Origin of the sequence: Spirosoma sp. 48-14 (assembly GCF_001898575.1) — a bacterium.
In the GTDB taxonomy this organism is placed as follows: Bacteria; Bacteroidota; Bacteroidia; order Cytophagales; family Spirosomataceae; genus Spirosoma.
On record NZ_MKUD01000001.1, the window covers coordinates 722109 to 746668 of the forward strand.

23 protein-coding genes and 1 pseudogene are annotated in these 24560 nt (G+C 48.0%); 8 read left to right on the forward strand and 16 right to left on the reverse strand.

Translation table 11 applies throughout. The features are described 5' to 3' along the window. Positions 1–46 precede the first annotated feature (46 nt). The 4 genes from BGO59_RS02920 to BGO59_RS02935 form a co-directional block, all read right to left on the reverse strand. The gene (locus BGO59_RS02920) at positions 47–598 is read right to left on the reverse strand and encodes a sigma-70 family RNA polymerase sigma factor (protein WP_293680171.1); all 552 of its coding nucleotides are present in this window, start codon (positions 596–598) and stop codon (positions 47–49) included. Between the two features lie 430 nt (positions 599–1028). After that, positions 1029–3479 carry a 3-hydroxyacyl-CoA dehydrogenase/enoyl-CoA hydratase family protein gene (locus tag BGO59_RS02925; protein ID WP_293680174.1) on the reverse strand — a complete coding sequence of 817 codons (2451 nt, stop codon included), beginning with the start codon at positions 3477–3479 and terminating at the stop codon, positions 1029–1031. Between the two features lie 72 nt (positions 3480–3551). Further along, the gene (locus tag BGO59_RS02930) at positions 3552–4022 is read right to left on the reverse strand and encodes a MarR family transcriptional regulator (protein ID WP_020599832.1); all 471 of its coding nucleotides are present in this window, start codon (positions 4020–4022) and stop codon (positions 3552–3554) included. 164 nt (positions 4023–4186) lie between these two features. Further along, entirely contained in the window at positions 4187–5452 is a 1266-nt protein-coding gene (locus BGO59_RS02935; RefSeq protein WP_293680183.1) for a peroxiredoxin, read from the reverse strand. Positions 5453–5563: 111 nt separating this feature from the next. On the opposite strand from BGO59_RS02935, the gene BGO59_RS02940 reads away from it, so the two are divergent. The 3 genes from BGO59_RS02940 (at position 5564) to BGO59_RS02950 (ending at position 8635) form a co-directional block, all read left to right on the forward strand. Then, a complete protein-coding gene (locus tag BGO59_RS02940) occupies positions 5564–6625 on the forward strand; it encodes a hypothetical protein (RefSeq protein WP_293680185.1) in 1062 nt (353 codons plus the stop codon). Positions 6626–6672: 47 nt separating this feature from the next. Continuing rightward, complete coding sequence (gene rsmH / locus BGO59_RS02945) at positions 6673–7578, forward strand: 16S rRNA (cytosine(1402)-N(4))-methyltransferase RsmH (RefSeq protein ID WP_293680188.1); 906 nt, start codon at positions 6673–6675, stop codon at positions 7576–7578. Between the two features lie 211 nt (positions 7579–7789). Further along, entirely contained in the window at positions 7790–8635 is an 846-nt protein-coding gene (locus BGO59_RS02950) for a polysaccharide deacetylase family protein (RefSeq protein ID WP_293680190.1), read from the forward strand. Positions 8636–8720: 85 nt separating this feature from the next. Here the strand turns inward: BGO59_RS02950 and BGO59_RS02955 are convergent, their stop codons facing one another. The 7 genes from BGO59_RS02955 to BGO59_RS02985 form a co-directional block, all read right to left on the reverse strand. Next, positions 8721–9743, reverse strand: coding sequence for an SPASM domain-containing protein (locus BGO59_RS02955; protein ID WP_293680193.1), 1023 nt, complete (start codon positions 9741–9743; stop codon positions 8721–8723). A gap of 14 nt (positions 9744–9757) precedes the next feature. Next, positions 9758–10105 carry a XisI protein gene (locus BGO59_RS02960; RefSeq protein WP_293680195.1) on the reverse strand — a complete coding sequence of 116 codons (348 nt, stop codon included), beginning with the start codon at positions 10103–10105 and terminating at the stop codon, positions 9758–9760. Further along, complete coding sequence (locus tag BGO59_RS02965; protein ID WP_293680198.1) at positions 10090–10506, reverse strand: element excision factor XisH family protein; 417 nt, start codon at positions 10504–10506, stop codon at positions 10090–10092. The genes BGO59_RS02960 and BGO59_RS02965 overlap by 16 nt, the downstream gene beginning before the upstream one ends. Positions 10507–10593: 87 nt before the next feature. Next, positions 10594–11100, reverse strand: a complete 507-nt coding sequence (locus BGO59_RS02970; protein WP_293680200.1) for a hypothetical protein — start codon at positions 11098–11100, stop codon at positions 10594–10596. Positions 11101–11266: 166 nt separating this feature from the next. Next, positions 11267–11776: a Uma2 family endonuclease gene (locus BGO59_RS02975; protein ID WP_293680203.1), complete on the reverse strand. Its 510-nt coding sequence runs from the start codon at positions 11774–11776 to the stop codon at positions 11267–11269. Between the two features lie 139 nt (positions 11777–11915). Further along, a complete protein-coding gene (locus BGO59_RS02980) occupies positions 11916–13913 on the reverse strand; it encodes a hypothetical protein (RefSeq protein ID WP_293680206.1) in 1998 nt (665 codons plus the stop codon). A 124-nt stretch (positions 13914–14037) separates the two neighbouring features. Then, positions 14038–14613: a hypothetical protein gene (locus BGO59_RS02985; protein ID WP_293680209.1), complete on the reverse strand. Its 576-nt coding sequence runs from the start codon at positions 14611–14613 to the stop codon at positions 14038–14040. Positions 14614–14859: 246 nt separating this feature from the next. On the opposite strand from BGO59_RS02985, the gene BGO59_RS02990 reads away from it, so the two are divergent. After that, entirely contained in the window at positions 14860–15927 is a 1068-nt protein-coding gene (locus BGO59_RS02990) for an Ldh family oxidoreductase (protein ID WP_293680212.1), read from the forward strand. A gap of 76 nt (positions 15928–16003) precedes the next feature. Next, complete coding sequence (locus BGO59_RS02995) at positions 16004–16990, forward strand: aldo/keto reductase (protein ID WP_293680215.1); 987 nt, start codon at positions 16004–16006, stop codon at positions 16988–16990. Between the two features lie 72 nt (positions 16991–17062). Here the strand turns inward: BGO59_RS02995 and BGO59_RS03000 are convergent, their stop codons facing one another. The 5 genes from BGO59_RS03000 to BGO59_RS03020 form a co-directional block, all read right to left on the reverse strand. Further along, the gene (locus BGO59_RS03000; protein ID WP_293680218.1) at positions 17063–17632 is read right to left on the reverse strand and encodes an outer membrane beta-barrel protein; all 570 of its coding nucleotides are present in this window, start codon (positions 17630–17632) and stop codon (positions 17063–17065) included. Between the two features lie 189 nt (positions 17633–17821). Continuing rightward, the gene (locus tag BGO59_RS03005) at positions 17822–18736 is read right to left on the reverse strand and encodes a sterol desaturase family protein (RefSeq protein WP_293680221.1); all 915 of its coding nucleotides are present in this window, start codon (positions 18734–18736) and stop codon (positions 17822–17824) included. 114 nt (positions 18737–18850) lie between these two features. Next, positions 18851–19126, reverse strand: a complete 276-nt coding sequence (locus BGO59_RS03010) for a hypothetical protein (protein WP_293680224.1) — start codon at positions 19124–19126, stop codon at positions 18851–18853. 53 nt (positions 19127–19179) lie between these two features. Further along, the gene (locus tag BGO59_RS03015) at positions 19180–19671 is read right to left on the reverse strand and encodes a hypothetical protein (RefSeq protein ID WP_293680226.1); all 492 of its coding nucleotides are present in this window, start codon (positions 19669–19671) and stop codon (positions 19180–19182) included. Positions 19672–19930: 259 nt separating this feature from the next. Next, positions 19931–20602, reverse strand: a complete 672-nt coding sequence (locus BGO59_RS03020; protein WP_293680228.1) for a PepSY-like domain-containing protein — start codon at positions 20600–20602, stop codon at positions 19931–19933. A 416-nt stretch (positions 20603–21018) separates the two neighbouring features. Between BGO59_RS03020 and BGO59_RS03025 the strand changes: the two genes are divergently transcribed. From BGO59_RS03025 to BGO59_RS03035, 3 genes and pseudogenes are all read left to right on the forward strand, one after another. Beyond that, positions 21019–22524, forward strand: a complete 1506-nt coding sequence (locus BGO59_RS03025; protein ID WP_293680231.1) for a circularly permuted type 2 ATP-grasp protein — start codon at positions 21019–21021, stop codon at positions 22522–22524. 143 nt (positions 22525–22667) lie between these two features. Continuing rightward, a complete protein-coding gene (locus BGO59_RS03030) occupies positions 22668–23648 on the forward strand; it encodes a glycosyltransferase family 2 protein (protein WP_293680232.1) in 981 nt (326 codons plus the stop codon). A gap of 150 nt (positions 23649–23798) precedes the next feature. Then, positions 23799–24560, forward strand: a pseudogene (locus BGO59_RS03035) (gliding motility-associated C-terminal domain-containing protein); the annotation flags it as partial.

The window sequence follows — 24560 nt, forward strand, 5'->3', positions numbered from 1 at the left end:
TGCCCGCACCCTGAACGACTTATAAACACTACGACTCCTTTTCAGGCTAGTCGTAATAGGCTTTCGAGTAGAGTTGCTGTATTTTATCCCGGCTTCGTTTTAGTCGCATTTTTACCGTACTCGGATTCAGACTATACAGGTTGGCAATGTCATGTACACTTAGCTCATCTTCGTATTTGAGTTGCAACAACATACGCTCTTTTGTCGAGAGTGTTTTCCAGATTCGGTTCACAAGCTGCGTAGCATCGTCATGCACCGATGCATCTTCTGGTTCTGGAATATTCTGATCTAGCTCCTCTTCAACCGTAATAAAATTCATCCGTTTCGCCAATCGGATTTGATCAGAGCAATAGTTAAATGAAATAGCGTACAGCCAGGTTGAGAAGCTCGACCGCTCCTGAAAGGCCTCCAGCCGATGAAATACTTTCAGAAATATGTCGTGGGTGAAATCTTCGGCCTTTAGTGGGTCCTTTGTCATAGACAGACAACGTCTATAGACCTTGTTGACATACCGTTTATACAATATCTCAAAACAGTGGTTAGGCTGACTCGACAGATACTGACGAATCATATCCTCATCGCTGATCAGATCAGTCATAATACAATAAATTATCTCTATGGGTTAGGGCGTAATGCCATTGAAAAGTTACGTTAAAACGCACATACTTAAGCCCTTGCTTTTTTAAAAATATATTAAAAGGTAGGTGACCTAAAATATATTTAATCGTACCCTTTTATAATACAATACTATGTTACCAAATACACCATTAAAAATATATTTAGTAACCACCAATTATAAACAAAAGATCAGCTAGCGCTTATATAATAGTCACAATAAACAATAATGTATATACTAAATATTTCTCGAATTTGCTTATTAGCCTTAACAGCGCGTTACACATAGACAAAAAACAAGTGGTAAAAAAGGAGGGCTAAACGGGTAGTATCAGGAAACTATAAAGCCAAAAGCGGGTATTAAGACGGCTTCCCTCTCAATACCCGCATGATGTAAAAAATGTATGTATTCTCTAGTTTCGTAGTGCCTTACCGCCAGTCAGCAGACTCTGAATCCGTTCCAGCGTTTTCTTTTCACCTGTTAACGATAGGAAAGCCTCCCGCTCCAGATCGAGCAGATATTGCTCCGAAACCGTCTGTGGTGTACTCAAATCGCCCCCGCAGATAACATAGGCCAGTTTATCGGCAATTTTCCGATCATGGTCTGAAATATACCGTCCCATGTGCATGGCCGTAATCCCTGCTTTGAACAAAGCAATACCCGTTTTTCCCTGTACTTTAATATCCGTTCGGGGCTTGGGCTGTGTGTATCCATTCTCGGCCAGTTCAATAGCGGCCTGTTTCGCTTCGGCCAGCAAACGACTCCGGTTCAACACAATCTGGTCCGTTGAGCGGAGGTAGTTCATTTCGCGGGCCTCCTGCGCTGAAGTCGACACTTTTGCCGTTGCGATGTTCATGAACACATTTTGCACGATGTTTAGCTCGGGGTCACCAGTCTGGTAAAGATCCGATGCACGGGCAGCCATTTCTTTAGTTCCACCACCCGCCGGAATCAGACCGACCCCTACTTCAACCAAGCCAATGTAACTTTCGGCATGGGCCACTACCCGGTCGGCATGAAGTACGGCTTCGCAGCCACCGCCCAGGGTTAAGGTATGGGGAGCCACAACAACCGGAATGGATGAATACCGAAGGCGGGTAATGAGCTTCTGGAACTGCGCAATCATCAGATTGACCTCATCGAACTCCTGCTCGACGGCAAACATGAATAGTGTAGCCAGGTTGGCGCCTGCCGAAAATGCTTCGGTTGAATCGTTGCCTACAACCAGTCCCCGGAAGTCTTTCTCAGCCAGCGAAATACCTTTGTTCAGCGCTTCAGAAACCTCCTGCCCAAAGGTGTTCATCTTGCTGCGGAATTCGACGTTCAGAATGCCGTCGCCCAGATCAACAATATTCGCTCCAGCATTTTTCCAGACGATATTGTTACTAAGATTTTCCAGAATGGTAAACGCTTCGGTACCCGGAATTACCTTGTAGCTTTTCGTCGGAATGTCGTAATACTTCCGTTTGCCGTTTTCTACTTTGTAGAATTGATCGAAACCCGCATCGAGCATATCGTAGACCCATTGGGCGGGCTTCTGACCAAATGATTCGATCAGTTCGACGCCCTTCTTCACGCCAATGGCGTCCCAGGTTTCAAACAAGCCCATTTGCCAGCCAAATCCAGCGGTAATAGCGGCATCGATGCGGTAGAGTTCGTCCGAAATTTCGGGAATGCGGTAGGTAGCATAGCGGAATCCATCGGCAAAAGTACGCCGGTAAAATTCGCCTGCTTTATCTTTCCCGGCAATCAGAACCGGAAACCGATTCTTCAGGTTATCGATCGCTTTGGTACTTTCGAGCGTCGCGAATTTGACCTTTTCCGAGGGCTTGTATTCAAAGGTTTTCAGATCGAGGGCCAGAATCAGCGTCTGCCCTTTTTCGTCTTTTGTCTTCTTATAATACCCCTGCCCGGTTTTGTCGCCAAGCCACTTATTTTCCATCAGTTTCTTCACCGATGCGGGCAATTCGAACGACGCTCTCGACTCGTCGTGTTCCATTTTGACGAGATTACTGGCTACGTTGACGGTCGTATCCAGCCCTACTACATCCGACAGACGGAACGTTCCCGATTTTGGACGGCCCACCACCGGCCCGGTCAGCTTATCAACCTCTTCGACCGACAGACCCAGTTCTTCGGCTACCCGAATGGTTTGAATCAATGATTGAATCCCGAGCCGATTGGCAATGAAGCCGGGGGTATCTTTACATAAAACGGTCGTCTTCCCCAGATACAAATCGCCGTAGTTCATCAGAAAATCAACCACTGCGGGGTCGGTATCAGGACCGGGGATGATTTCCAGTAAACGTAAATACCGGGGCGGGTTAAAGAAGTGAGTACCACAGAAATTCCGACGAAAATCTTCGCTACGCCCTTCGGCCAGCAGCTGCATTGGAATCCCAGATGTGTTGGATGTAATTAGGGTACCTGGTTTCCGAAACTGTTCAACACGTCCGTAGACCGACCGTTTAATATCCAGCCGTTCTACAACCACTTCAATCACCCAGTCGTAGGCCCCTATTTCTTTCAGGTTATCATCGAAATTACCCAGTTTGATCCGGTCGGCAAATTTGGGGCTATACAGCGAAGCGGGGCTGGCTTTCAGCATCGCCTGAAACGAGTCGTTCACGATTCGGTTCCGAACGGCCGGACTAGCCGTAGTTAAGCCTTTGGCCTGTTCTGCTTCGCTAGGTTCTTTCGGCACGATGTCTAACAGGAGCACATCAACGCCAATGTTGGCAAAATGAGCCGCAATACGCGAGCCCATAATACCCGAGCCCAGCACAGCCACGCGCCGGATCGTGCGATTTTTGGTCTGAAGGGACCTCCCCTCCGATTTGGTTTTTTCTAAGGTAGTTTCCATGGTTTAGTTTAACGCAAATAGAATAGGCTGAACCCATCTGACAGAATGCGTTCAGCCTTAATTGACAGTAGGTTAGTCCAGAGAAAGTTCTTCGGATTCAGTTGTTTTGATGCGGGTATTTTCGTCTTCCACCATCTGGATAATATCTTTCATGACCTCAAAAAAGATAACCAGTTTATCCAGTGGGATTTTCTCGCGAACCATATTATTGAACAGGATGACCCCATCGCGGGCGAGTTCGCGCTTGGCTTTACCTTCTTCAGTCAGAAAAATTCGGACAAACCGCTTATCGGTTTCGTCTACTTCCCGACGAATCAGGCCCCGTTCTTCCAGACTTTTCAGCATTCGTACCAACGAACGGGGTTCCATGCCTAGCGTCGGGCCAATTTTGGTAGCGGGCGTACCTTCTTCCAGGTCGATGTTGAGCAGCACATACCCTATCGCCATGGTGATGTCGTAGCGGGCTGCATAGGCGTTGTACATGCGTGAAATGGCATGCCAGCCCCATTTTATATGAAAATCAACGGTTTTCTCCTTCTTCATGGTCGATGTCGTCCTATCCCTTCTGGACGTAAATCTACCAATTTTTACCAAAAATAGTATGCATGCATACGGATTTTATAAAATAGATGGCTGCCTTTTAATGCATTCGTGGAGTCGTGTAGCCGCTCAAACAGGCTATACAACTCCACGAATGGATCAGTCAACTACTCTGCCAGCAATTTATCGATAAGCCGATTGAACTCTTCGACGTACTGGTCGTAGTATTTGCCGGTACCGGGGCCTGAGAAACCTGTATGGATGTGACGTACCTGACCTTTTTTGTCGATGAAGATGGTTGTCGGGAAAGCCACAACCGCATTCAGATCGGGCAACGCTTTTGACGCCTGAATCTTATCGTTGGTTCCAGCCAGTACAATAGGATAATCAATTTTGAACCGTTGTTTCATCCGCTCAATTTTTGGCCCCGACTCGGCCATATCTGGCGAACGCTCGAACGATAAGCCTAGAATTTCAACCCCACGGGATTTATTCTTTTTAAACCAGGGGCTCATAAAGTTCGTCTCGTCCATACAGTTGGGGCACCACGAACCCATGATCTGTACAATAGTCACTTTCCCTTTAAAACGCGGGTCTGTCAGCGAAACGACATTCCCATTCGGTTCGGGGAACGAGGCTTTGAGTGTCTTTGAGCCAGGTTTCAGGTAGGTTAGTTTAGCAGGGTCGGGTAAGTCTGCTTTGGGATCGAAGCGAGCTACCCAGGCCTCATATCCCGAAATACCAGCCCATAAGCCGCCCTTGAGGGTTTTAGTAGCTGGATCGTGTTTCGCTTTAAACAAGTACACGTGCGACCCATCGAAGCAGGACAAAAACAGGCTATCCCCCACTACATTGCCTTCCAGATACCGATAATCGCCCGTGGGTGTCAGGAATGTCCCCGTCAGCCGATTCCCTTTCTGATCGAAAATACCGACCGCGTTAACAGTATCGACCTTGCCCGTTTCGCTGCCGAAATCCGTAGCCCATTTGCCTGTAACGTTTGTCGATGCCGACCGACCTGCTGATTCGCCCTCTGGTACGAACCGATACGTCTTTCCATACTCGGCTTCGAACGGCAAGGTTTGTAGAGGTTGTCCGACTCGTTTTCGACGATACGTCCCCCGGAGCGTATTACCATCTATCTTTGCAACCAGTTCCGACTCAAACAGGGCATTCGGTATGCGGATCGAATCGCCCTGTACGGTAGCTGCATCCAGTGGCAATCGTTCATTGCCGTTTAGAGCGAACACGGTGTATGTATTGGTAGCAGAACCGGGCTGAATCGACAGGCCAAATGGCAGATCGCCACCTTTGGTTTTGAGCACAGCCCGATATTGGCCCGGTTTGACGGAAGATACCTGCCCGAAACCGACCGTAATAAACGAGATAAATAAGCAGACTATGATTCCAACTCTACCAGCTTTGTGATTCATAGAATTTGTGAGATAGCTCCTGTTTGATAGCTTTGTACGTTGTCATTCCTCGCAACGTGTTATCCTCTAAAATAGTTGTTATCGGGCTGCGTTCACACCAAATTCCTTGAAATGCGTTTTCTTTTCACTTTTTTATCCTGTATTTTGTCTGGAACCTTATTTGGGCAGTATCAAAATCGTCCAGTAGCGCTAACGGATAGAAACGATAAAACAACAACGGGCTTTATTCATTTTTACGACTGGGATAAAAGCCCAGGATACATTGAGTTTGGGCGCGACTCACTGAGTTACTACACGCGGATTCAGGCCAAAGACATACAAAAACTGACTATCAACGATGGTCCTGTCTATGAAGGCTTGTACTTAAAAATGCCTTATTATGTTAAGACCCCGATAAGCGTGGGCGAACGTATTTATGAGCGTGTCGACTCCACCTATTATTTGTCTGAACTGCTGCTGGATAGTCAGTCGATCAAACTATACCGAATCTTCGACGCGAACGCTACCGCTCGATTTGTGATAGCCAAGTATGACTCGCTGGCCCTGTTGCACAACATTACGATCCCATTAATTAAAGGCCCAATGCTTTACACCTACAACGATCCGGCCTATCGAAAACAACTTAGGGAGCTTTTATATGAATGTCCAACGTTACGTACAGATGCCGCTCAGTACACAGAGTCCAGCATTATTAAGCTTCTTAAAGAGTATCTGACATTTTGCCGGATAGATTCTAAAATATACCTGGAGCAAAAAAAATGGAGCAAACCCATTGTCGGCGTCGGTGGGTTTGGCTCTATCTGGCAAACAAAGTATCAACGTACTGTTGGCTATGGCGTAACCGCTCAAATCCTTTTTCCAAGGCAATTTCATAATGTCTTTGCGGTGATTGACCTAGGTAATGTCCGCCAGACGACGTTTACCGGCGACGAAAATGTTTACCAAATTGGACTCTACGCCGGGCGTTATTTTGGCAAAAAAGCGATTCAGGCTAAACTTTATACAGGTTTATCCACCGTTTTAGGTTTATTCGATACGGGGGCTGGAATAAGTTATAAGAAAATGCTTTCGGCCGAAATTCGGTACTCCCCTCTTATGAACAAGATTTACGACAGCTTTCTTCAGGTAACTCCTCTGATTAACCTGAGGGCAGTTGTTCCGCTTAGCCGTTGAACCAACGAATCGAACCATTAGTAGCCCTGATCAAACAGGGATTATAAATGACGAATTACCACGAACCTGTTTTATTACAAGCCTGCATCAATGGGCTGAATTTACAAGCCAACGGCACCTATGTCGACGTCACCTTTGGTGGTGGTGGACACAGTCGTGCCATTTTACAGCAGCTCGAAGGAGGCCGCCTGTTTGGATTTGACCAGGACCCGGACGCCCGCGCCAATGCACAGGCGCTTAATGATCCACGACTGACGTTTGTAGCGGCTAATTTCCGTAACATCAAACGATATTTGCGACTTTACAAGGCCGAGCAGGTCGATGGGATTCTGGCCGATCTGGGCATCTCGTCGCACCAGATCGACACACCCGAACGAGGATTCTCGACCCGTTTCGACGCCGACCTCGATATGCGAATGAACCAGCATGCCGACCGGACGGCCCGCGATGTGGTCAATACGTATCCAGAAGCTGACCTTCACCGCATTCTGGGTATGTATGGCGAGATTACCAACGCCCGTACAGCAGCCAGTGCAATTGTGTCGGCCCGATCAAACCGACCGTTGAAAACGGTAAACGATCTGAAAGCGGCCTTGCAACGACTGGCACCACGCGGTAAAGAGAACAAGTATTTTGCACAGGTTTTTCAGGCATTACGCATCGAAGTAAACGAAGAACTACAGGTGCTGGAGGAATTTCTGGAGCAAGTACCGGAAATTTTGAAACCGGGTGGTCGGCTGGTAGTCATGTCGTATCATTCATTGGAAGACCGGCTGGTGAAGAATTTCATCAACAAAGGAAAATTTCAGGGCGAGGTAGAGAAAGATTTATTTGGCAATGAAATCAAGCCGTTGCAGTCTGTTACCCGCAAACCTGTTGAAGCCACACCCGATGAAATCGCCCGTAATCCACGCGCTCGTAGCGCCAAATTGCGTATTGCTGAAAAGATTTAGCCGTTGCTTGCCTTTGTGACGTCAGGTTTAAGAACCTGACGCGTGCGGTTTCTCAAAACCGAACGGTTCGTCTGACGCGGTTTTGAGAATCTGACCTCACCCTAACTGGGTACAACGCAGTACATTGACTATTACAAGACAACGTCTTATGTAACGCGGGTGGTAACCCGCGATGTTGGCTAAAAATCGCGGGTTGCCACCCGCATTACGTATGAAACTAGTCTATTCCGGCCTTTTCGCGCTACTGCTGCAGTCGGCTTTTGCCCAAACAGCGCCACCACGACTCATTGTTCGTGGCGACGACATGGGTTATTCGCACGCGGGTAACGAAGCGCTGATCAAGTGTTTTAATGAAGGAATCGAAACGTCGATTGAGGTTATTGTTCCGTCGCCCTGGTTTCCAGAAGCCGTTAAGATCCTGGCCGAAAACCCGACGGTCGATGTAGGCATTCACCTGGCCATCACCAGCGAATGGGATAACGTCAAATGGCGGCCCGTATCCGATTGCCCGAGCCTGCGCGATGCCGACGGGTATTTCTATCCGATGGTTCGCCCGAATAAAAACTACCCCAAACGTTCGATTGTCGAAAACGACTGGCAGTTGGCCGACATTGAGAAAGAGTTTCGTGCCCAGATCGAATTAGCGCTCAAGAAAATCCCGCGTATCAGCCATTTTTCCAGCCATATGGGCTGTTCGGATATGAGCGCTGAAGTAAGTGCATTGACCCAGAAACTAGCCAAAGAGTATAAGATCAACATCGTTCCCAAAGATTTTGGCGTCCAGAACGTAGGCTATATTGGCCCACACGCCACTTCGCAGGAGAAAATCGACAGCTTTAGCAAAATGCTCGAAAGCCTGGAAGCGGGTAAAACCTATCTATTTGTCGACCACCCCGGACTCGATACGCCCGAAGTACGTGCCATTCACCATATCGGCTATGAACAGGTAGCCGTCGACCGCCAGGGCGTAACCGATACCTGGACCGACCCACGCGTAAAAGCCCTGATCAAAACCAAAGGAATCCAGCTCATTAGCTACAAGGACCTAGCCAAGTAATGATAGAATGATTGAATTGTTGAATGATTGAATAACTGACACAATCCCATTCAACGATTCAATCATTCTATCATTCAACATTAATTTACGCCCACACTTTTGTGCCTTCGGTGCAGTTTCGGCACATGTCGATTTCGGAACGGGAGCGGAGCAGTGTCTGGCGAAAATCCTGATAAGCTGGTCCCTGCCAGAGATCGGCGAAGGACTGGGTTTGCAGGTCACCAAGTCGGTGGTGCGCATCTTTGTCGAAACAACAGGGCACTACGAGCCCATCCCAGGTTATGACGCAGGAATGCCACATTTTCCAGCAATGGTCACCAAAGCCATTTTTGATACGATACGTACCATCCGTTTGTTGGGCATACCGACTGTACTGATCCAGCGTCGGGATTAGGTCAGAGCCCTGTTCGTAATCGTAAATCTGAGCCGTTTTCAGGCCAACTTCATCTACGCCCAGCTCGCGGGCTAGTTTTTTAACTTCGGCAATCTGATGCTGATTGGGTTTTACGACCAGAAACTGAAATACGACGTGTGGTGTACGTGATTTCAGCTCTTTCTTCCAGCGTAGGATGTTCTTTGTACCTTCCAGTACTTTTTCCAGCTTTCCCCCAACCCGATACTGCTGATACACTTCCTGGGTGGTGCCATCGATGGAAATAATCAGCCGATCCAGCCCCGATTCGACTGTTTTACGGGCATTGGCATCCGTCAGGTAATGGGCATTGGTGCTGGTAGCCGTGTAAATATTTCGGTCGGTGGCATATCGTACCAGATCCAGAAATTGCGGATGCAGGTACGGTTCCCCCTGAAAGTAAAAGATCAGATAAAGCAGGGTTTCGTGCAGTTCATCGATGGTCCGTTTGTAAAGGTCTTCACCAAGCATACCTGTTGGCCGGGTAAACGAACGCAATCCACTGGGACATTCCGGACAGCGCAGATTGCAGGACGTAGTCGGTTCAAAAGACACCGACATGGGCAAACCCCGTTGCTGTGGTCGGCCGGTTTTCCGGGCAATATAATAACTCGACAATACCTTAAGCGCATTGGCCACCCGCTTAGGTGTGAGCTTGGACGCGAAATTAAAGCCGTCGGTCAGGTTGCGATTCATGTAGTAAGGCCCTCTCAGGCCACAGCGTAACCCGTAAATGGTCGTTTATAAGGGGCTTGAAACGCTAACACTATATCACTTTTGGCAACACCGCGTCGTTCAAGTTCACCGACTAGATCAAAGTCCGTGGCGTCTTCCTGCACCCAAATTTTACCATCCCGAATATCAATGTGAAAAATAGGGTAATAAACCCGACGGCCATTTTCCCAGCCAATCGTCAAAATTTGGTAATGATCGCGTTGCGTATCCAGAATCAGTTGTTCTTCGACCTCATCATGAATGGCTCCTACCGATGGCATCCTAGCATATGACTCCAACAAGTCAACTATAATATCGCGATAAGCATTTACCGGGTTATCCATTGCACAATGCGTTTCATTGGTATATCATACACGAGTAATGAAATCAATTCGTCTTCTAATAGTTCAGCAATCAACGATTTTTGAAAGAACGTTTCATAGACATCTACATCAACAGCCAAATAAAGTTTGCGCTGAACACCTTCTTTCTTCAATCCTCTCCGATAGACGTCATACTGGCCTTTTGCTTCATAAAAATCATTCAGCTTCGATTTACCAATGAAGCTCTTGATTTCTACAACAATTTTTTCATGTCCAAGCTCAGCAGCAAGCATCTGCTCGGCAGCTAAATCGACCTCCAGTCGTAAGCCCCCTGATTTTAAAACAAATGGGTCATGGGTAATTATCCAGCCATCTGCCTCAAGAGCCTCCCGAACGAGCTCATGAAATAAATCACGCGCCATTTTGTCCTATAAGAGCGAGTTTACAAAATTAAAGCCGTCCGGTCAGGTTGCGATCATGTAGTAAAGGTACAACTCCCCTGCCAACAATCAGGCAGCAGCCGCCATCATGGTCATGTATAGGTTGGCACCGTATCCACAGGCTAACAGAAGTGTAATCGAGTCGGTATTTAAGGCTGGGGTAAAAGTTTCGGCAAAGTCAACGCCGTAATTATAAGCCAGTTTGTTCCACCGAAATTTGGGAATCAGTTGTATCAACTCCATATGCTGCTCATCTTCGAGCACAAACCGAAAGTCCCAGAAACCTTTGCTTTTTAATCGATAATTTTTCGTGATCCCTGATTGCTCCTCTAAACGAATCAGGATATGCCCCTGCCAATTAAAGGTAATATCCCCTTTATCGACACCATTGATCAGCAAATCGAAGGCCGAATGCCAGAAATTTCGTGGCTTAATGGTGATCTGATCATGCTTTAGGCTGGCGGTACCACTACTCGAAAACCAGTTTTCGTATTGAAAGTGTGTGATTAATACCTCCTTGTTGTCGATGAGGTCGAAGCTGCCGTTACTGGCGGTTGATGAAAGTTGATAGTTCACTGTAAAAAGGGAAGAGTTTAGAAGTTGTTTGAGTTAGTCAACTTACAGCGTTTTACCCAGGTAGGGTGAGGGCAGATTCTCAAAACCGAACGGTTGGTCTGACTCGGTTTTGAGAAACCGCACACGTCAGGTTTAAAAACCTGACGCCACTAAATCAAACAGCTTCTTACCGAAAGACTTTTTTTAGATCAATTGAAATAGCGTTGGTCGGGTCAGTAAGTACATCGTTATGGAAGACCAGTTCGTCGGCATTAGGCTGGAGAATAACTACTGTCCGAAATAAAGGTTGCACAAGCCAGTATGACTTCGTTCCCGCAGCAAAATATTCCTTCGCTTTTGCCGTCAACTCCGTATCGGATTGCGATGGCGACACGATTTCGATCACGGTCAATGGTACGTTACTTTCCTTAATCTCATCCTGCTGCCAGTTGGAGATTTCGGCCGGAAAAATGCTTAAATCGGGTACCAATGGCGGATTGGGTGGAGCAAGCGACTGTTCGCTCCGAACATCAAATTGGTCTTCGTAATGGACAAGTATCTCTGAGCCAAGTCTGATTTGCAGTCTTGAATGGTTTTTACTAGGCATAGGCTTTCCGCGCTCAATTTCATAGGTTGAGCGGGTGACGTCCTCTTCTACCTGTTCTGCTGCTATAACCGCTTCCATAATTTGTGACATATTCTTGCGCGAAAGATACAATAAATCAAGCCCATTAAAGCGACTAATTTTACCAATATGCCTACTTACTCAATTAGCACTGCTCTAACTGGATTAATTAACACTGCATTCTGCAATATACCAACCGCAACGGTTTCGATCAAGCGCTTGCCACTCGCCAGATCCGACACCCCGCTTCGTCAAAAACCACTTCGCTTTCAGGCAATTCTGGTATTTCATCAGGTAGATTGCCGGTCATAGAAGCCGCGAAAATGTATTCCGATGGGGTGGATTCGCCAACTACGCTGGTATGCTTCCAGGCAATATAGTCAGACTCGCCAGGAGGAACCAGCCATTCTGTTTCTCGGCCTACAATCTCTGCCCAAATGCTTTCAGCAAACGCACGTATGTGTAGAATGGCCTCAAACTGCTCAGCGTTTTGTCCCCATCTGAATGGCGTGTGCGTTACTTTATCGGTTTGTCGATCATCGCCAATCTGGAAAACATACAACTTACTGTACTCTTCGTTTTCACCCCGTTGCTCGTGCAGATTCCGTACCTCAAACCCCATACCGACATAACTTGGCATATCGGTCAGAAACAGGGCCGTGAAGTAGCGAAACAGATTGCCGGTTCGATAAAACTCATCGAAACGGGGGTCGTCCTTATCCGCTGTCATAACGGTGAAATTGGGAGCGAACCGACGGGTTTTCAGGTAGGTATAGTAGTCGAAAAATTGGCGCTTGAACTCCTCCGACCCAACCACCATCGACTGCAAATCACCCAGCGTCGAATCGGCTTCGATGGCTTCCAGGTGATCGAGTTCGTTTCCATACCCCATTGTATCGGGCGGGGCCAGAAACGTTTCGGCAAAGAAGCCGTAATAGGGTACTCCATTGGCCTGCACGTATTTTTTGATGGCTCGCAGGGGGTCGTAATAGGCATCCACTTCGGCCGGAACACCCGTAGGGCGCATCTGTACGTGGGCCATATCACCCCGCATGAAGTCAAAATTGTACGTCCGCTGGCAATCGTACACTTTCCGGCAGATGTAGTCCCAGGCCGGTTTGTTTGGCTGGTCGAAGTCCAGCTCCCAATGCTGATTGTTATCCTTCGACTCATAGAACCGATACCGGGCCAAGGGTCCAAATACGCGCGACATAGCCTCGGGTTTATCAAATGCGTACTGATACCAGGTCTGTCCGAAATCGTCAATCACGTAGTCATTGGGATCAATGTGTATGCCCCGATACGGTGGAGCCATGGTCATCGGCAACGTCTCATATCCCTGTGCAACCAGATGTTTAATCAGCGCCAGTCGTCGCCGGAGTCGCCCGCCGTAATCATGTGGATGTCCAAATAGCATTCTCAGCCGCTGGTTGTCCGTCAGAACTGCCAGATCGGTCGAGAAAAAAGCATCTTTGGCAAACGCCAGCGGAGATCCATCAGCCGATCCATGAAATTTCAGGAACTGCCAGATCGACTCTTCTACACAGCGGTGGATGAAGCCTGAATGATCGGCAAGTGTATCAGGATGCCCTCCTTTTACGTCGCGCTGTACCCACTCAAACAAGCTCGGACAGGCCAGTACCATCTCCGAAAATCGGTCGGTATGAGGTATCACATCCATGCCCACCGTACGGCCCATGGCATGAAGCAGGTTGACAACGACCTTAAGCTGTTTTTCGACCGAATCGAGGGCGGGCACCAGCCGGGCCAGTTCAACATCGAAAAATTCGGGATTGATTTCCCAGCTTACCATGCCATATAGACTACCCACCACACCGGGTTCCCAGATCGGCAGCAAATGGATACTGTCGTGGCTGGCAGATAGCGTCAATGTATAATTGATCAGCTTCCAGAACGAGCCGATGGTACGTACATTGACGCCAACCATATTGCTCCGTTTGAGCCATGACCCATCCGTGTTTCCCCTGGCAGGACTATCAATGGTTTCGTTCGGATTTAACGCCCGCCGTAGAATGTCGTTCCCCAATCGTTTATGCAGTATATCAAGGGTTTGATAGACTGAAAACTGGACAGCCGTTTGTGGTAAAAGGCTTGAAATAAACGACATACGCCCAGACTCATAGGCGTCGGTATGCAACCTATACTGCTGCTCCCAGCGAGCTTGACTAGTGGCGATTGAGTTCGGCATAGGGCAAATGTAAACGCACTTTTTTGAAAACCAAATGCCGATCGTTTGTGTCAAAAAGACACGTAGCGGTACATTTTGTACGTACCCGGTTACGCGTACCGATTTGTTTTCACGTCTGGGCTATCTAATACGTCCGTAGTACTTTTAGCCGATGGTTTTTATTGACACGTATATGCGGATTACTGATCAGGTGAAATAAGATACCACTCAGCACCAGCGAGCCTACTACGGGCAATGTATTGCTGTAAAAGCCTCGGTTATTGACAACATCCGCCAGCAGATAAACCCCTCCGGCAATAGGAAATAGAGTTCCGGCGGCTGTTATGAATGGAATCCGACGGTGTAGCAAAATAGTCTTCACTTCATCGAGCCGAAACGTTACAGGCTCATCCCGATTCATCACCTCATTGGCCATCAAAATGCTGAACGTACTATCGGTAACATCGTATAACTCTTCGCGGTACTTTTCTCCCCTGGCCTTAAAATGCAGCTCATCACCAATGAAATAGCGGTAACGCCTGAAGCCACCGATCGCATGGTTTACATCGAACGCCAGATAGCGCGAAGGACGGATCAGGGCCGAATAGGAAGTACCTCGTCGCTGTAAGAGTTGTTCAGTAGTGAGGGTATCCTGTGGCTGGGCAACGGCAATCGACGTTGACAGACCCAAAGCCAGGAACAGATAATAACGGAGCAGCATAGCGGTATCGAAACAAATCAGGTGGTTACGTAATAAAACGCAAACTACTGGTTTTGTTTCTTAAAAAATAGTTAAGATGAACCAATAAACATCTCTGATGCTTTGATGGCATAGAGTCCAGAAACCGAACAACCGTTTAAATCATTGTCAGACGTGGTAGCAACGGTTGGGATGATTTCGCCGTAAACTGCCTGGCCCTTTCGGCTCTCCCTTGACTACTCCTGACTTTTCCTCAACTTTGCGGCCATGATTACTGCCCCTCAACTCCGAACATTTACCGAACAGGTTTTTATTGCCATTGGCTGTTCTGAAACCGATGCCCGATTAGCCGCCGATGTACTGGTCAGTGCCGATTTACGGGGTGTCGATTCACACGGTGTGGCTCGTTTGCCAGGTTACGTCCGCCTATACGATCATGGGCGCATAAACCCAAACCCGCACATCCATGTTGTCCACGAAACGCCCTCAACCGCTGTTGTCGATGGAGATCGGGGGCTTGGCCTTGTCGTTGGCCCCTGGGCTATGCAGGTAGCCATCGAAAAAGCCCGCACCGCCGGAACAGGCTGGGTAGCGGTACGAAACTCCAATCACTTCGGCATAGCGGGTTATCACGCTCTACTCGCTACCGAACACGACATGATTGGACAGGCCATGACCCATGCAGCCCCGCTGGTAGCTCCGACGTTTTCACTGGACAAACTCCTGGGAACCAACCCAATTGCAGTCGCTATTCCGGCGGCTACCGAACCGACATTTCTGGCCGATTTTGCCTCCACAGCCGTTGCCTATGGTAAGCTCGAAATTTTACAGCGCAAAGGGCAGGATATTCCCCTGGGCTGGGCCCAAAACGCAGAAGGCCAACCCACTACCGATGCCAATGCGATCCGTAATGGTGGAGCTTTACTTCCTCTTGGTACCGATCGCGAACATGGTTCACATAAAGGATACGGTCTGGGGGCTATTGTCGATATTTTTTCGGGTGTGCTTTCGGGCGCTAATTATGGGCCCTGGGTGCCGCCGTTTGCGACAGCCGGATTTATGCAGGCCAATGAAGGTGTAGGCATGGGTACCGGGCATTTTTTCGGCGCTATGCGAATCGATGCATTCCGGCCTGCCGATGAATTCAAAGCCCATATGGATACCTGGATTCAACGATTCCGGCAGGCTAAAGCCGTTGAAGGGCAACAGGTTCTGATTCCGGGCGACCCCGAACGGTTGATGGAAGCGGAACGACTGGCGAACGGCATCCCCCTGCTGGAACCCGTTATCAAAAGCCTGGAAGAAATCGGCGACCGATTTGGCGTGAAATTGTAAGGTCGTGGTGCGGCAGACCAATCTGCCATCCACACAGTTAGTGTTTTAACAAATCGGGCAGGATGTCCGCGTTACTATGAACTATCGAAAACTAGGAAAAACCGGTTTTAGTATTTCCGAAATTAGTCTGGGTACCTGGCAGGTTGGAGGCAAATGGGGCGACCCGTTTAGCCATGACAATGCTGACCAGATTTTGAATGCAGCCATTGATGCCGGGATTAATTTCATTGATACGGCCGATGTATATGGCGATGGGGAAAGTGAGAAAGCCGTTGGCCGGCTAGTCCGTTCACGTTCTGAGCGAATTTATGTAGCGACTAAGTGTGGCCGACGACTACAACCGCATACGAATGAGGCTTACCAGCCAAAGACACTGCGGAAATTTGTTGAGGATAGCCTGCAAAATATGGGGCTTGACACCCTCGACCTCATTCAGTTGCATTGTCCACCAACCGAAGTCTTCTACCGCCCCGAAATTTTTGAGTTGTTTGATCGGCTCAAAGACGAGGGAAAGATTCAGAACCTGGGGGTAAGCGTGGAGAAGGTAGAGGAAGGGCTTAAAGCAATTGAGTTTCCGAACGTAACCACCGTCCAGATTATTTTCAATATGTTTCGCCAGCGTCCGGCCGAGTTGTTTTTTCAGGAAGCCAGCCGACGGAATATAGGCATCATTGTTCGGGTACCGCTTGCCAGTGGCCTATTGACGGGCACCTACAGCGCCAATACCGCTTTCTCACCTACCGATCATCGCACATTCAACCGGGAAGGGGCCGCATTCGATAAAGGGGAAACATTTTCTGGTGTAGACTATGAAACGGGTTTAGCCGCCGTCGATGAACTAAAGACTGTTTTTCCGGGTGAAGCCAACCTGGCTCCAGATGCGCTACGCTGGATTTTAACCTTCGATGCAGTAAGCTGCATTATTCCAGGAGCTTCTAAACCAGCCCATCTAACATCCAATTTACAGGCGCAGGAACGCCCTGCCCCAACACCTGAACAGATGGCGGCCGTAAAACGGATTTACGACGAACGGATCAAAAATCCAGTCCATTATCTGTGGTAGAAATGGGTTCGAACGTTTGTGGTTGGCGAATGCACAAATGCTACGTCAACCACAAACGCTTACCACTACTAACTACTTCCCGAAGTAAACCTGAAAGCCAAGAGTAATATTTAAGGCTTTGGGCACATTGGGCGTCAAGGCGTTGGGCGTTCCGACCAGCAAGGTGTTCAGCGCAGCTCCCTGCCCCCCGGTATAGGTAAGGCCCAGATCGAAGCTAACCGACCGATTGATGAAGAAGGCCACTCCACCCGTAAAACTATAGAGAGCATCTGTGCTTGAATCAGAATTACCCCCGTTGAACGATGACGATGAGTTAATGACTCCAACCGATGCGCCCAAAAAGGGTTTGATCTGGGAGGAGCCAATGTAATACCGTAAAAACGGCGCTATCCCGATCTGAGTGGCCCGTGTACCGTTTGAGCTTACGTTTAGAAATGGGATACCAGCCCCTAACGCCAGGCCATCTCCTACAAACCAGCCATACGTTGGCTGAAGACTAATAATCGTTCCAGAGCCACCAGATGTTGGAATAGTGATATTCCCTACATTAACGCCCATCAATCGGCCACCGCGTTCGGTTTGGGCCATTGCACTCGAAACGCCAAAAACCAACAGTGTAAGTGTGATAAAAAAAGCTTTCATGGTATATATACGTTTATCGTTAATACCATGACTAATTAGCCACCGATTTGGTTGTAAACTTTTATCGTTTCAATGAAAAATTTTTGATCAACTCACGTAATGATTAGAGCCGACTGACGTAATGTGGGCGGAAACCCGCAATTTTCAACCAAAGAGCGCGGGTTTCCGCCCGCGTTACTCAACAACCGATCAGGTATCCTGCTTTTGAGCTAATCGTTTTTTATACTGATCGACATCAACGGGGCTACCGAAAATAAAAAACCACTTTCGTCGAAAACCTCTAGCCGATTTAACATCACGAATAATATCCAGCACCTCATGAAAATTGATGTGCAATGGATTGGCTTTCTGACCAATATTGGTCGTAATACCATAGATAGGCGGCTCTTCCTCAGGCTGGTAGGTACCCAACAGACGATCCCAGATAATGAACGTAGCCCCAAAGTTTTTATCGATATATTTTTCCTGAGAGCCGTGATGCACCCGATGATTCGACGGAGTCGCAAAAATGTATTCTACCCAGGCTGGTAATCGACGGATATATTCGGTATGCACCCAGAACTGAAACAAAACGGCCAGTTGGTTCGTGAGAAAGAAAATAATCGGGTGGAACCCAAGTAAGGCAACGGGCAGAAGAAAGATAATTTTCAGATACTGAATCCAGCTCAGCCGAAATGAAACACTCAGATTATAGTGCTCACCCGAGTGATGAACAACGTGCGTAGCCCACCAGAAACGCTGCCCGTGTGATACCCGATGCGCCCAATAACTAAAGAAGTCAAAGATGATGTAGCAGGGAATGAGCGTCCACCATTGCAACGCCATCCGCCAGGGCAGTTGATTGTAGAGCCACACCACACCATACAGCAGAACAAGTTTAATGACAACTCCAATAGCCACCGACCCTAATCCAACCAGAATGGACCCGATGGTTTCCCATTTTTCATAATAAGGCTTTTCCTGAATATATGAAATGATCATCTCGGCGGCTGTCAGCACAACCATGATCGGCACCGCCCATAAAATAAGATTAGGTGTCCCCTCATCCAGCCGCCAGAGTTGGTCTAAAGCAATGGGAGGGGCACCAAATAATGCATTGAACATAATAACGTTTGATTTTCAAGGCGTTGAGTATATTGACAGCTACTGTATCTCTAGCATGAAAGACTGTCTGTCGATTGGCATTAGCCACGACAATCTTACCTGTCTTGAGGCCGGTTACTGTTCAGAGTCCCTATCAGCGGTTGCAAAATGATGCGGGTTTACATAACCCAGGGTATCATCATTCAAACGAACCTGTTGCCAGTCGGGACCACTGCCAAACAAATCGGTTTGGAACCAGGCAATTTCCCCTTTTCTGATCTGGCCACCACCGCGTTTCGTTGGGTCAGTTGGTTTCTGCACCCATTCGGTATCCTGAATAGCTTGCTGAGGTATATCGAACCCCTCCGCTTTGGGAGAAGCCTTGCAGCTAATTTTTGTTGTGTTATCCATGACAAAACAGTGATTTAGGGTAAGAAAATGAGTTAAAAGCCTATTCGTACAGGTTATTGCTTATTCGTAGCGCCATCGAGACGATCTTCGGCTCGGTCAAACGCATTCCCTACTTTACGCCCTGCCTGCTTAAAGCCTGCCTTAATATCCTGCCAGGCTTCCTGAGTGGCATTCTGCGCTTTATCGATGTCTCGGTCAAGCTCTTCCCGTTCGGTTTTCAATTTGTCTAGTTGCTGTTTCATCGTCTTTTGGGCCTTGTCGCTTTTGTTCTCCAGTTTGTTTTGTAACGCATCAATTTCCTGATCAAGCTTATCGCGTTGAGTTTTCAAATCAGCGACAGCTTCATCACGTTCCTGAAGAAACCTAGCCTCTGTCTGATTGGCCTCATCCTGCATAGTAGTGCCAATGGAATCATCAGTTTGCTCTATCGCTTCTTCTGTACGGGATCGATTGGAGTCCGTATTACATCCCTGAATGGAACCAATCGAAACGACGATTAACGACATCAACAGCAGCCGTCTACCAGATTGTGTGGTCTTTTTCATAACGTTGATATAGGTATGATTTCCGACAAAGGAGCCCATTCCCCCTTAGAACGGCCTTAAGCTGATCTTAGAAAGTTCTTATAGACCAATTATGATATACTGATTCAACATGCTACCCTAATTTTCAGAGGGTTACGAAAGGCCTAAAAAAAACGCCCTTCCGATTCGGGCTAATACAGTAGCCTCAAATCAGAAGGGCGGTTAATCAGGGCATCCGTTTTAGGGTTCAGGACACCTCAGTAGTACTCAATAATGCTATCTATCGTTTGCCTAGCAATACTTTCTTGAACGTTCCGTCGGAGCCAAACAACAGTAAAGCGTGTTTTTTGTCCGACGTCAGAATGGCTACAATATAATCGCTGGATTTAGCATCCTGAACGACTTTTTCAATCGTTGCCCCAGCATAGTTTGTGTTGATGTAGGTTGTAATAGCCGCTGGCAGACTCGACACCGCCACTGTTGTTGCTATTGGGCCCGTTGGTTTCGGATGATGTAACGAATCGCCTTTAGGGTGGTTCAGCGAATCACCTTTGGGATGATGCAATGAATCTCCCGGCATGTGATGGGTTGAATCACGGTGACCACGCTTGCGAGCGTCAGCTTCTTTCACAAATGTACCATCGGCTTTGAATACCAGCAGCTTAAGTATATTATTCTGTACAATAGCCACGGCATAATCGCCACTCGAATCCTTCAGAGCTTCTTTAATGGTTGCTCCAGCATAATTTGTCGTAATATACGTAGTGATAGCAGTAGGCAAACTAGCGGCATCAACCACCGTAACGCTATGAGGTCCCGTTGCCGACGAACTGGTTGTTGCGGTGGTCCGGGCCGATGCATCCGTATCGGTGGGATCAACCGATGTCTTGTTACAGCTACTCATCCCCACAGCTAAAGCAGCCACAAAACTGAACACAAGCAATGTTTTCATTTTGGAAGTCATTAGGTTTTGTTAAAAAAATTAAATTGAAAAATAAGGTGTAGCCCGATTCGTTTGCCGGTACTATTCTGCCGTACGTGCAACGTATATTCACCGTTGCAAAGCCGATCAAAAAATCTGAGCCGCAAAACCGTAACGCTAGTGCGCCACCATATAAGCAAACAGATTAATCCATTGGCCTACAAATACTTACCTGCAAACCAGTACTTGGTTTATTTTAGCAAGCCTACCAATTCAGGTCGATTAAAAGGTGATGAAAGCCAGGGCTTTAGAATCGACAGTCGATGAACTTTATCAATAGTGACTATTTGCGTATAAATTTTTACGTATAAAGCGTTTTATTTGCATAATGCTTTAGTCGCCAATATACTATTTGGCTGCCGACCTGATTATAAATAGATTGTTCTATGAAAAAACAAAATACCCGCCAATCGCAGTCACAAACACTCAATGGAATGACGCAGTCGCAGGGGCAGACCAGCGTTAATTTCTCGTTTTCAGACTACCAGACCGAGAATTTTTTTGATGAGATGTTCACCAGCGAAACGCAGGTGCGAGCCGGGTATGTACCTTTTCAGCAACGCGTTGAGCAATTAACCCGCGAAGATTTTATTGGACGACAGCTTGCGGCCGAGCGTGCCCTGATGAGTATGGGTATTACCTTCAACGTGTATTCGCAGGGAGAGGGTACAGAACGGATTATGCCCATCGACATTATTCCGCGTGTGATTGAATCGGCCGAATGGAATCGGCTCGAAGCTGGTCTCATTCAGCGAATTAAGGCCATCAATATGTTTCTGGACGACGTGTACAATGAACAGCGTATCCTGAACGATGGTGTTGTGCCCCGCGACCTTATCGAGTCCAGCAAGTCGTTTTTGCCGGGGTGCCTGGGTGTACGTCCTCCCAAAGGAATCTGGTGTCATATTACAGGCACCGACCTGATCCGGGGTGACGATGGGCAATTTATGGTGCTGGAAGATAACCTTCGCTGCCCATCCGGCGTATCGTATATGCTTGAAAACCGGGAGCTTATTAAGCAAACCTTCCCGGAAGTACTGACCCAGACGGGCGTTCGGCCCGTATCGGATTACCCAACCCGGTTGCTTCAGATGTTGCAGTTCATTGCCGACCGGCCCAATCCAACTGTGGTTGTTCTAACCCCCGGCATTTATAACTCGGCCTACTTCGAGCACTCGTATCTGGCTCAGCAAATGGGCGTTGAGTTGGTTGAAGCCCGCGATTTGGTTGTATCGGGTGGCTATGTGAAAATGCGTACCACCAAAGGCTTCCAGATTGTCGACGTTATTTACCGACGTATTGATGATACCTTCCTCGATCCGCTGGCCTTCAATCCTGAGTCGATGATTGGAGTACCCGGTATTTTCGAGGTATATAAACGGGGGCGGGTGGCATTGGCCAATGCTCCAGGAACGGGCGTCGCTGACGACAAGGTAATTTATGCCTACGTGCCCCGAATCATCCAGTATTACCTGGGCGAAGAGCCAATCATTCCCAACGTCCGAACCTACATCTGCCGGGAGGAAGAAGATTGCCAGTATGTGCTGGACAATATCGAACAATTAGTGGTTAAAGAAGCCAATGAAGCAGGGGGTTATGGTATGTTGATTGGCCCCAAAGCCTCTTCCGAAGATCACGAGTTGTTCCGGCAGAAAATTAAGGCCAATCCCCGAAACTATATTGCCCAGCCAACTATTTCACTTTCGCGTGTGCCCTGCCTGGTGGGTGATCATGCCGAAGGCCGTCACGTCGATCTGCGCCCTTATATCCTCTACGGCGACAATGTCAACGTGATACCGGGCGGCCTGACGCGGGTTGCTTTACGAAAAGGCTCGCTAGTGGTTAACTCCTCGCAGGGCGGTGGCGGTAAAGATACCTGGGTGTTGTATTAACATTTACAGAATTTTATTTACGATTTACGGTGGCCGACGCATTAGATTTTTATGCGTTAGCCACCGTAAATCGTATACGGTAAACCATAAACTGTATACTGTAAACTTCTTACCTTTACGACCCAACTAGCGCATGAACCACTTTGCCTGATTTAAGCATCATTATTGTCAATTATAAAACCCCCCAACTCATTCTCAACTGTTTAGCCTCAGTATATGAGTTCACAACCGGGGTCAGTTTTGAAATACTTATTGTCGATAACCAGTCGAACGACAACAGTCAGACGATCATACAGTCGGTGTACCCTGATGTCCGCTGGTTCCAGACAGGCTATAATGCGGGATTTTCGCGAGCCAACAACAAGGGTATTGACGAGGCAAACGGCCGCTACATTCTTCTGCTTAACTCAGATACGCTTCTGATCGACAACGTGCTGGCTCACTGCGTTCAGGTACTTGACAGCCGCCCCGACGTAGCGGCTGTGAGCGCCATGCAGCTTATGGCGAACCGACAGCTTCGCCCAAACCTGTACACTACTTTCGGGCAGATGCGCCGGGCGTTTTACATTTTGCCGGGTGGGGTAGCGTCAGAGAAGTTCCTCTACCGACTCATGCCCGACCCACAATTTAGCGATCCTGATCAGGTCGAATGGTTATCAGGCGCATTTCTGATGACACGCAAGTCGGTGATTGAACGGGCCGGCAAATTAGATGAAAATTTTTTCATGTACGGCGAAGATGTCGAATGGGGGTATCGGCTTGGCCAGCAGGGAAAACTGCTTTTGCTGCACAATGAGAAGTTCATCCACCTCGAATATGGCAGTAGCGAAGACAATCAGCAGCATATAGTTACGCACATCAACCGATTCAAACCGCAGGTCCAGGTGTCGCAGTTGCTTTGGGTTCGTAAGCAGTATGGCGTTGGAGCCTATCTGGTTCTCATTCTGCATTACATCCTGATGATTCCGGTTGTCTTTATCTGGAAAATGGCCGTCAATATCCGGGATCGTCGTGCGCCCTGGGCCGAAATGAGTAGCCAGTGGGCATACACGAAAAATGTTGGCATTTTTCTTCGTTTCTTCTGGAAAACACTCGTTAACCGTCCGGGCTTTTATAAGGTCTAGCAGCTCATCAACAGCGTCTTTCCCTGCGTTTCACAGATCTGAAGCGCGAAGAAATTAGCGTGCATATACCAGTCAAAATCAATCGAATCAGAAGAATACGCTTTTAATCGATTGCAACGTTGTAGGTGAGGAATGCAAACATCTACATCTATGCGATTCGTTTACAGTATTGGAATTTGGGGGCTATTGCTGGGGGCCATACTATGCCCTACGATCAGTCAGGCTTCCCACGTGCGGGCGGGAGAAATTACGACGAAACGCATTTCGCAAACTTCACTTACCTACCTGATCACCTTTACAGCTTATTACGACGAAACGCCTGCCGGAAAGCAAGCGGCCAACCTGGCAGAGCCTTATACGTTTTGTTTCGGCGATGGCAATACCCTCTCTGTCAAAAGAAGCAGCCGTGTATACATCAACAGTCAAACCTCGTCGGTCAACTCGTATACGGCTATCCATACGTATTCAGGACCAGGCACGTATACCATTGGGATAACTGTCCCCCTTCGGAACCGAAATACCAACAACCTGCCAGCCCCTTCAGACGCAATCCGCTTTTTTGTCTCGACAACGATCCTGATCAATGCTGCTCTGCTGACCAACTCCACGCCCATCATGCTCAACCCACCCCTGGACTCGGGGCGAGTGGGCCAGAAGTTCTGCCACAACCCGGCCGCCTTCGATGCCGACGGAGACAGCCTTGCCTACCGACTCAGTGTACCACAAACATCCTTGACTGATGATGGCTGTATAGGCAGGGCTATAACGGGATACCAGGACCCAACCAGATTCAGCACATCAAGTGAAAGTGGAGGAACGCCCACCTTTTCGATCAACCCCATCACCGGCGAGTTGTGCTGGGATGCCCCCGGCGAAGCCGGACAGTTCAACTTCGCCTTCATCATCGAAGAA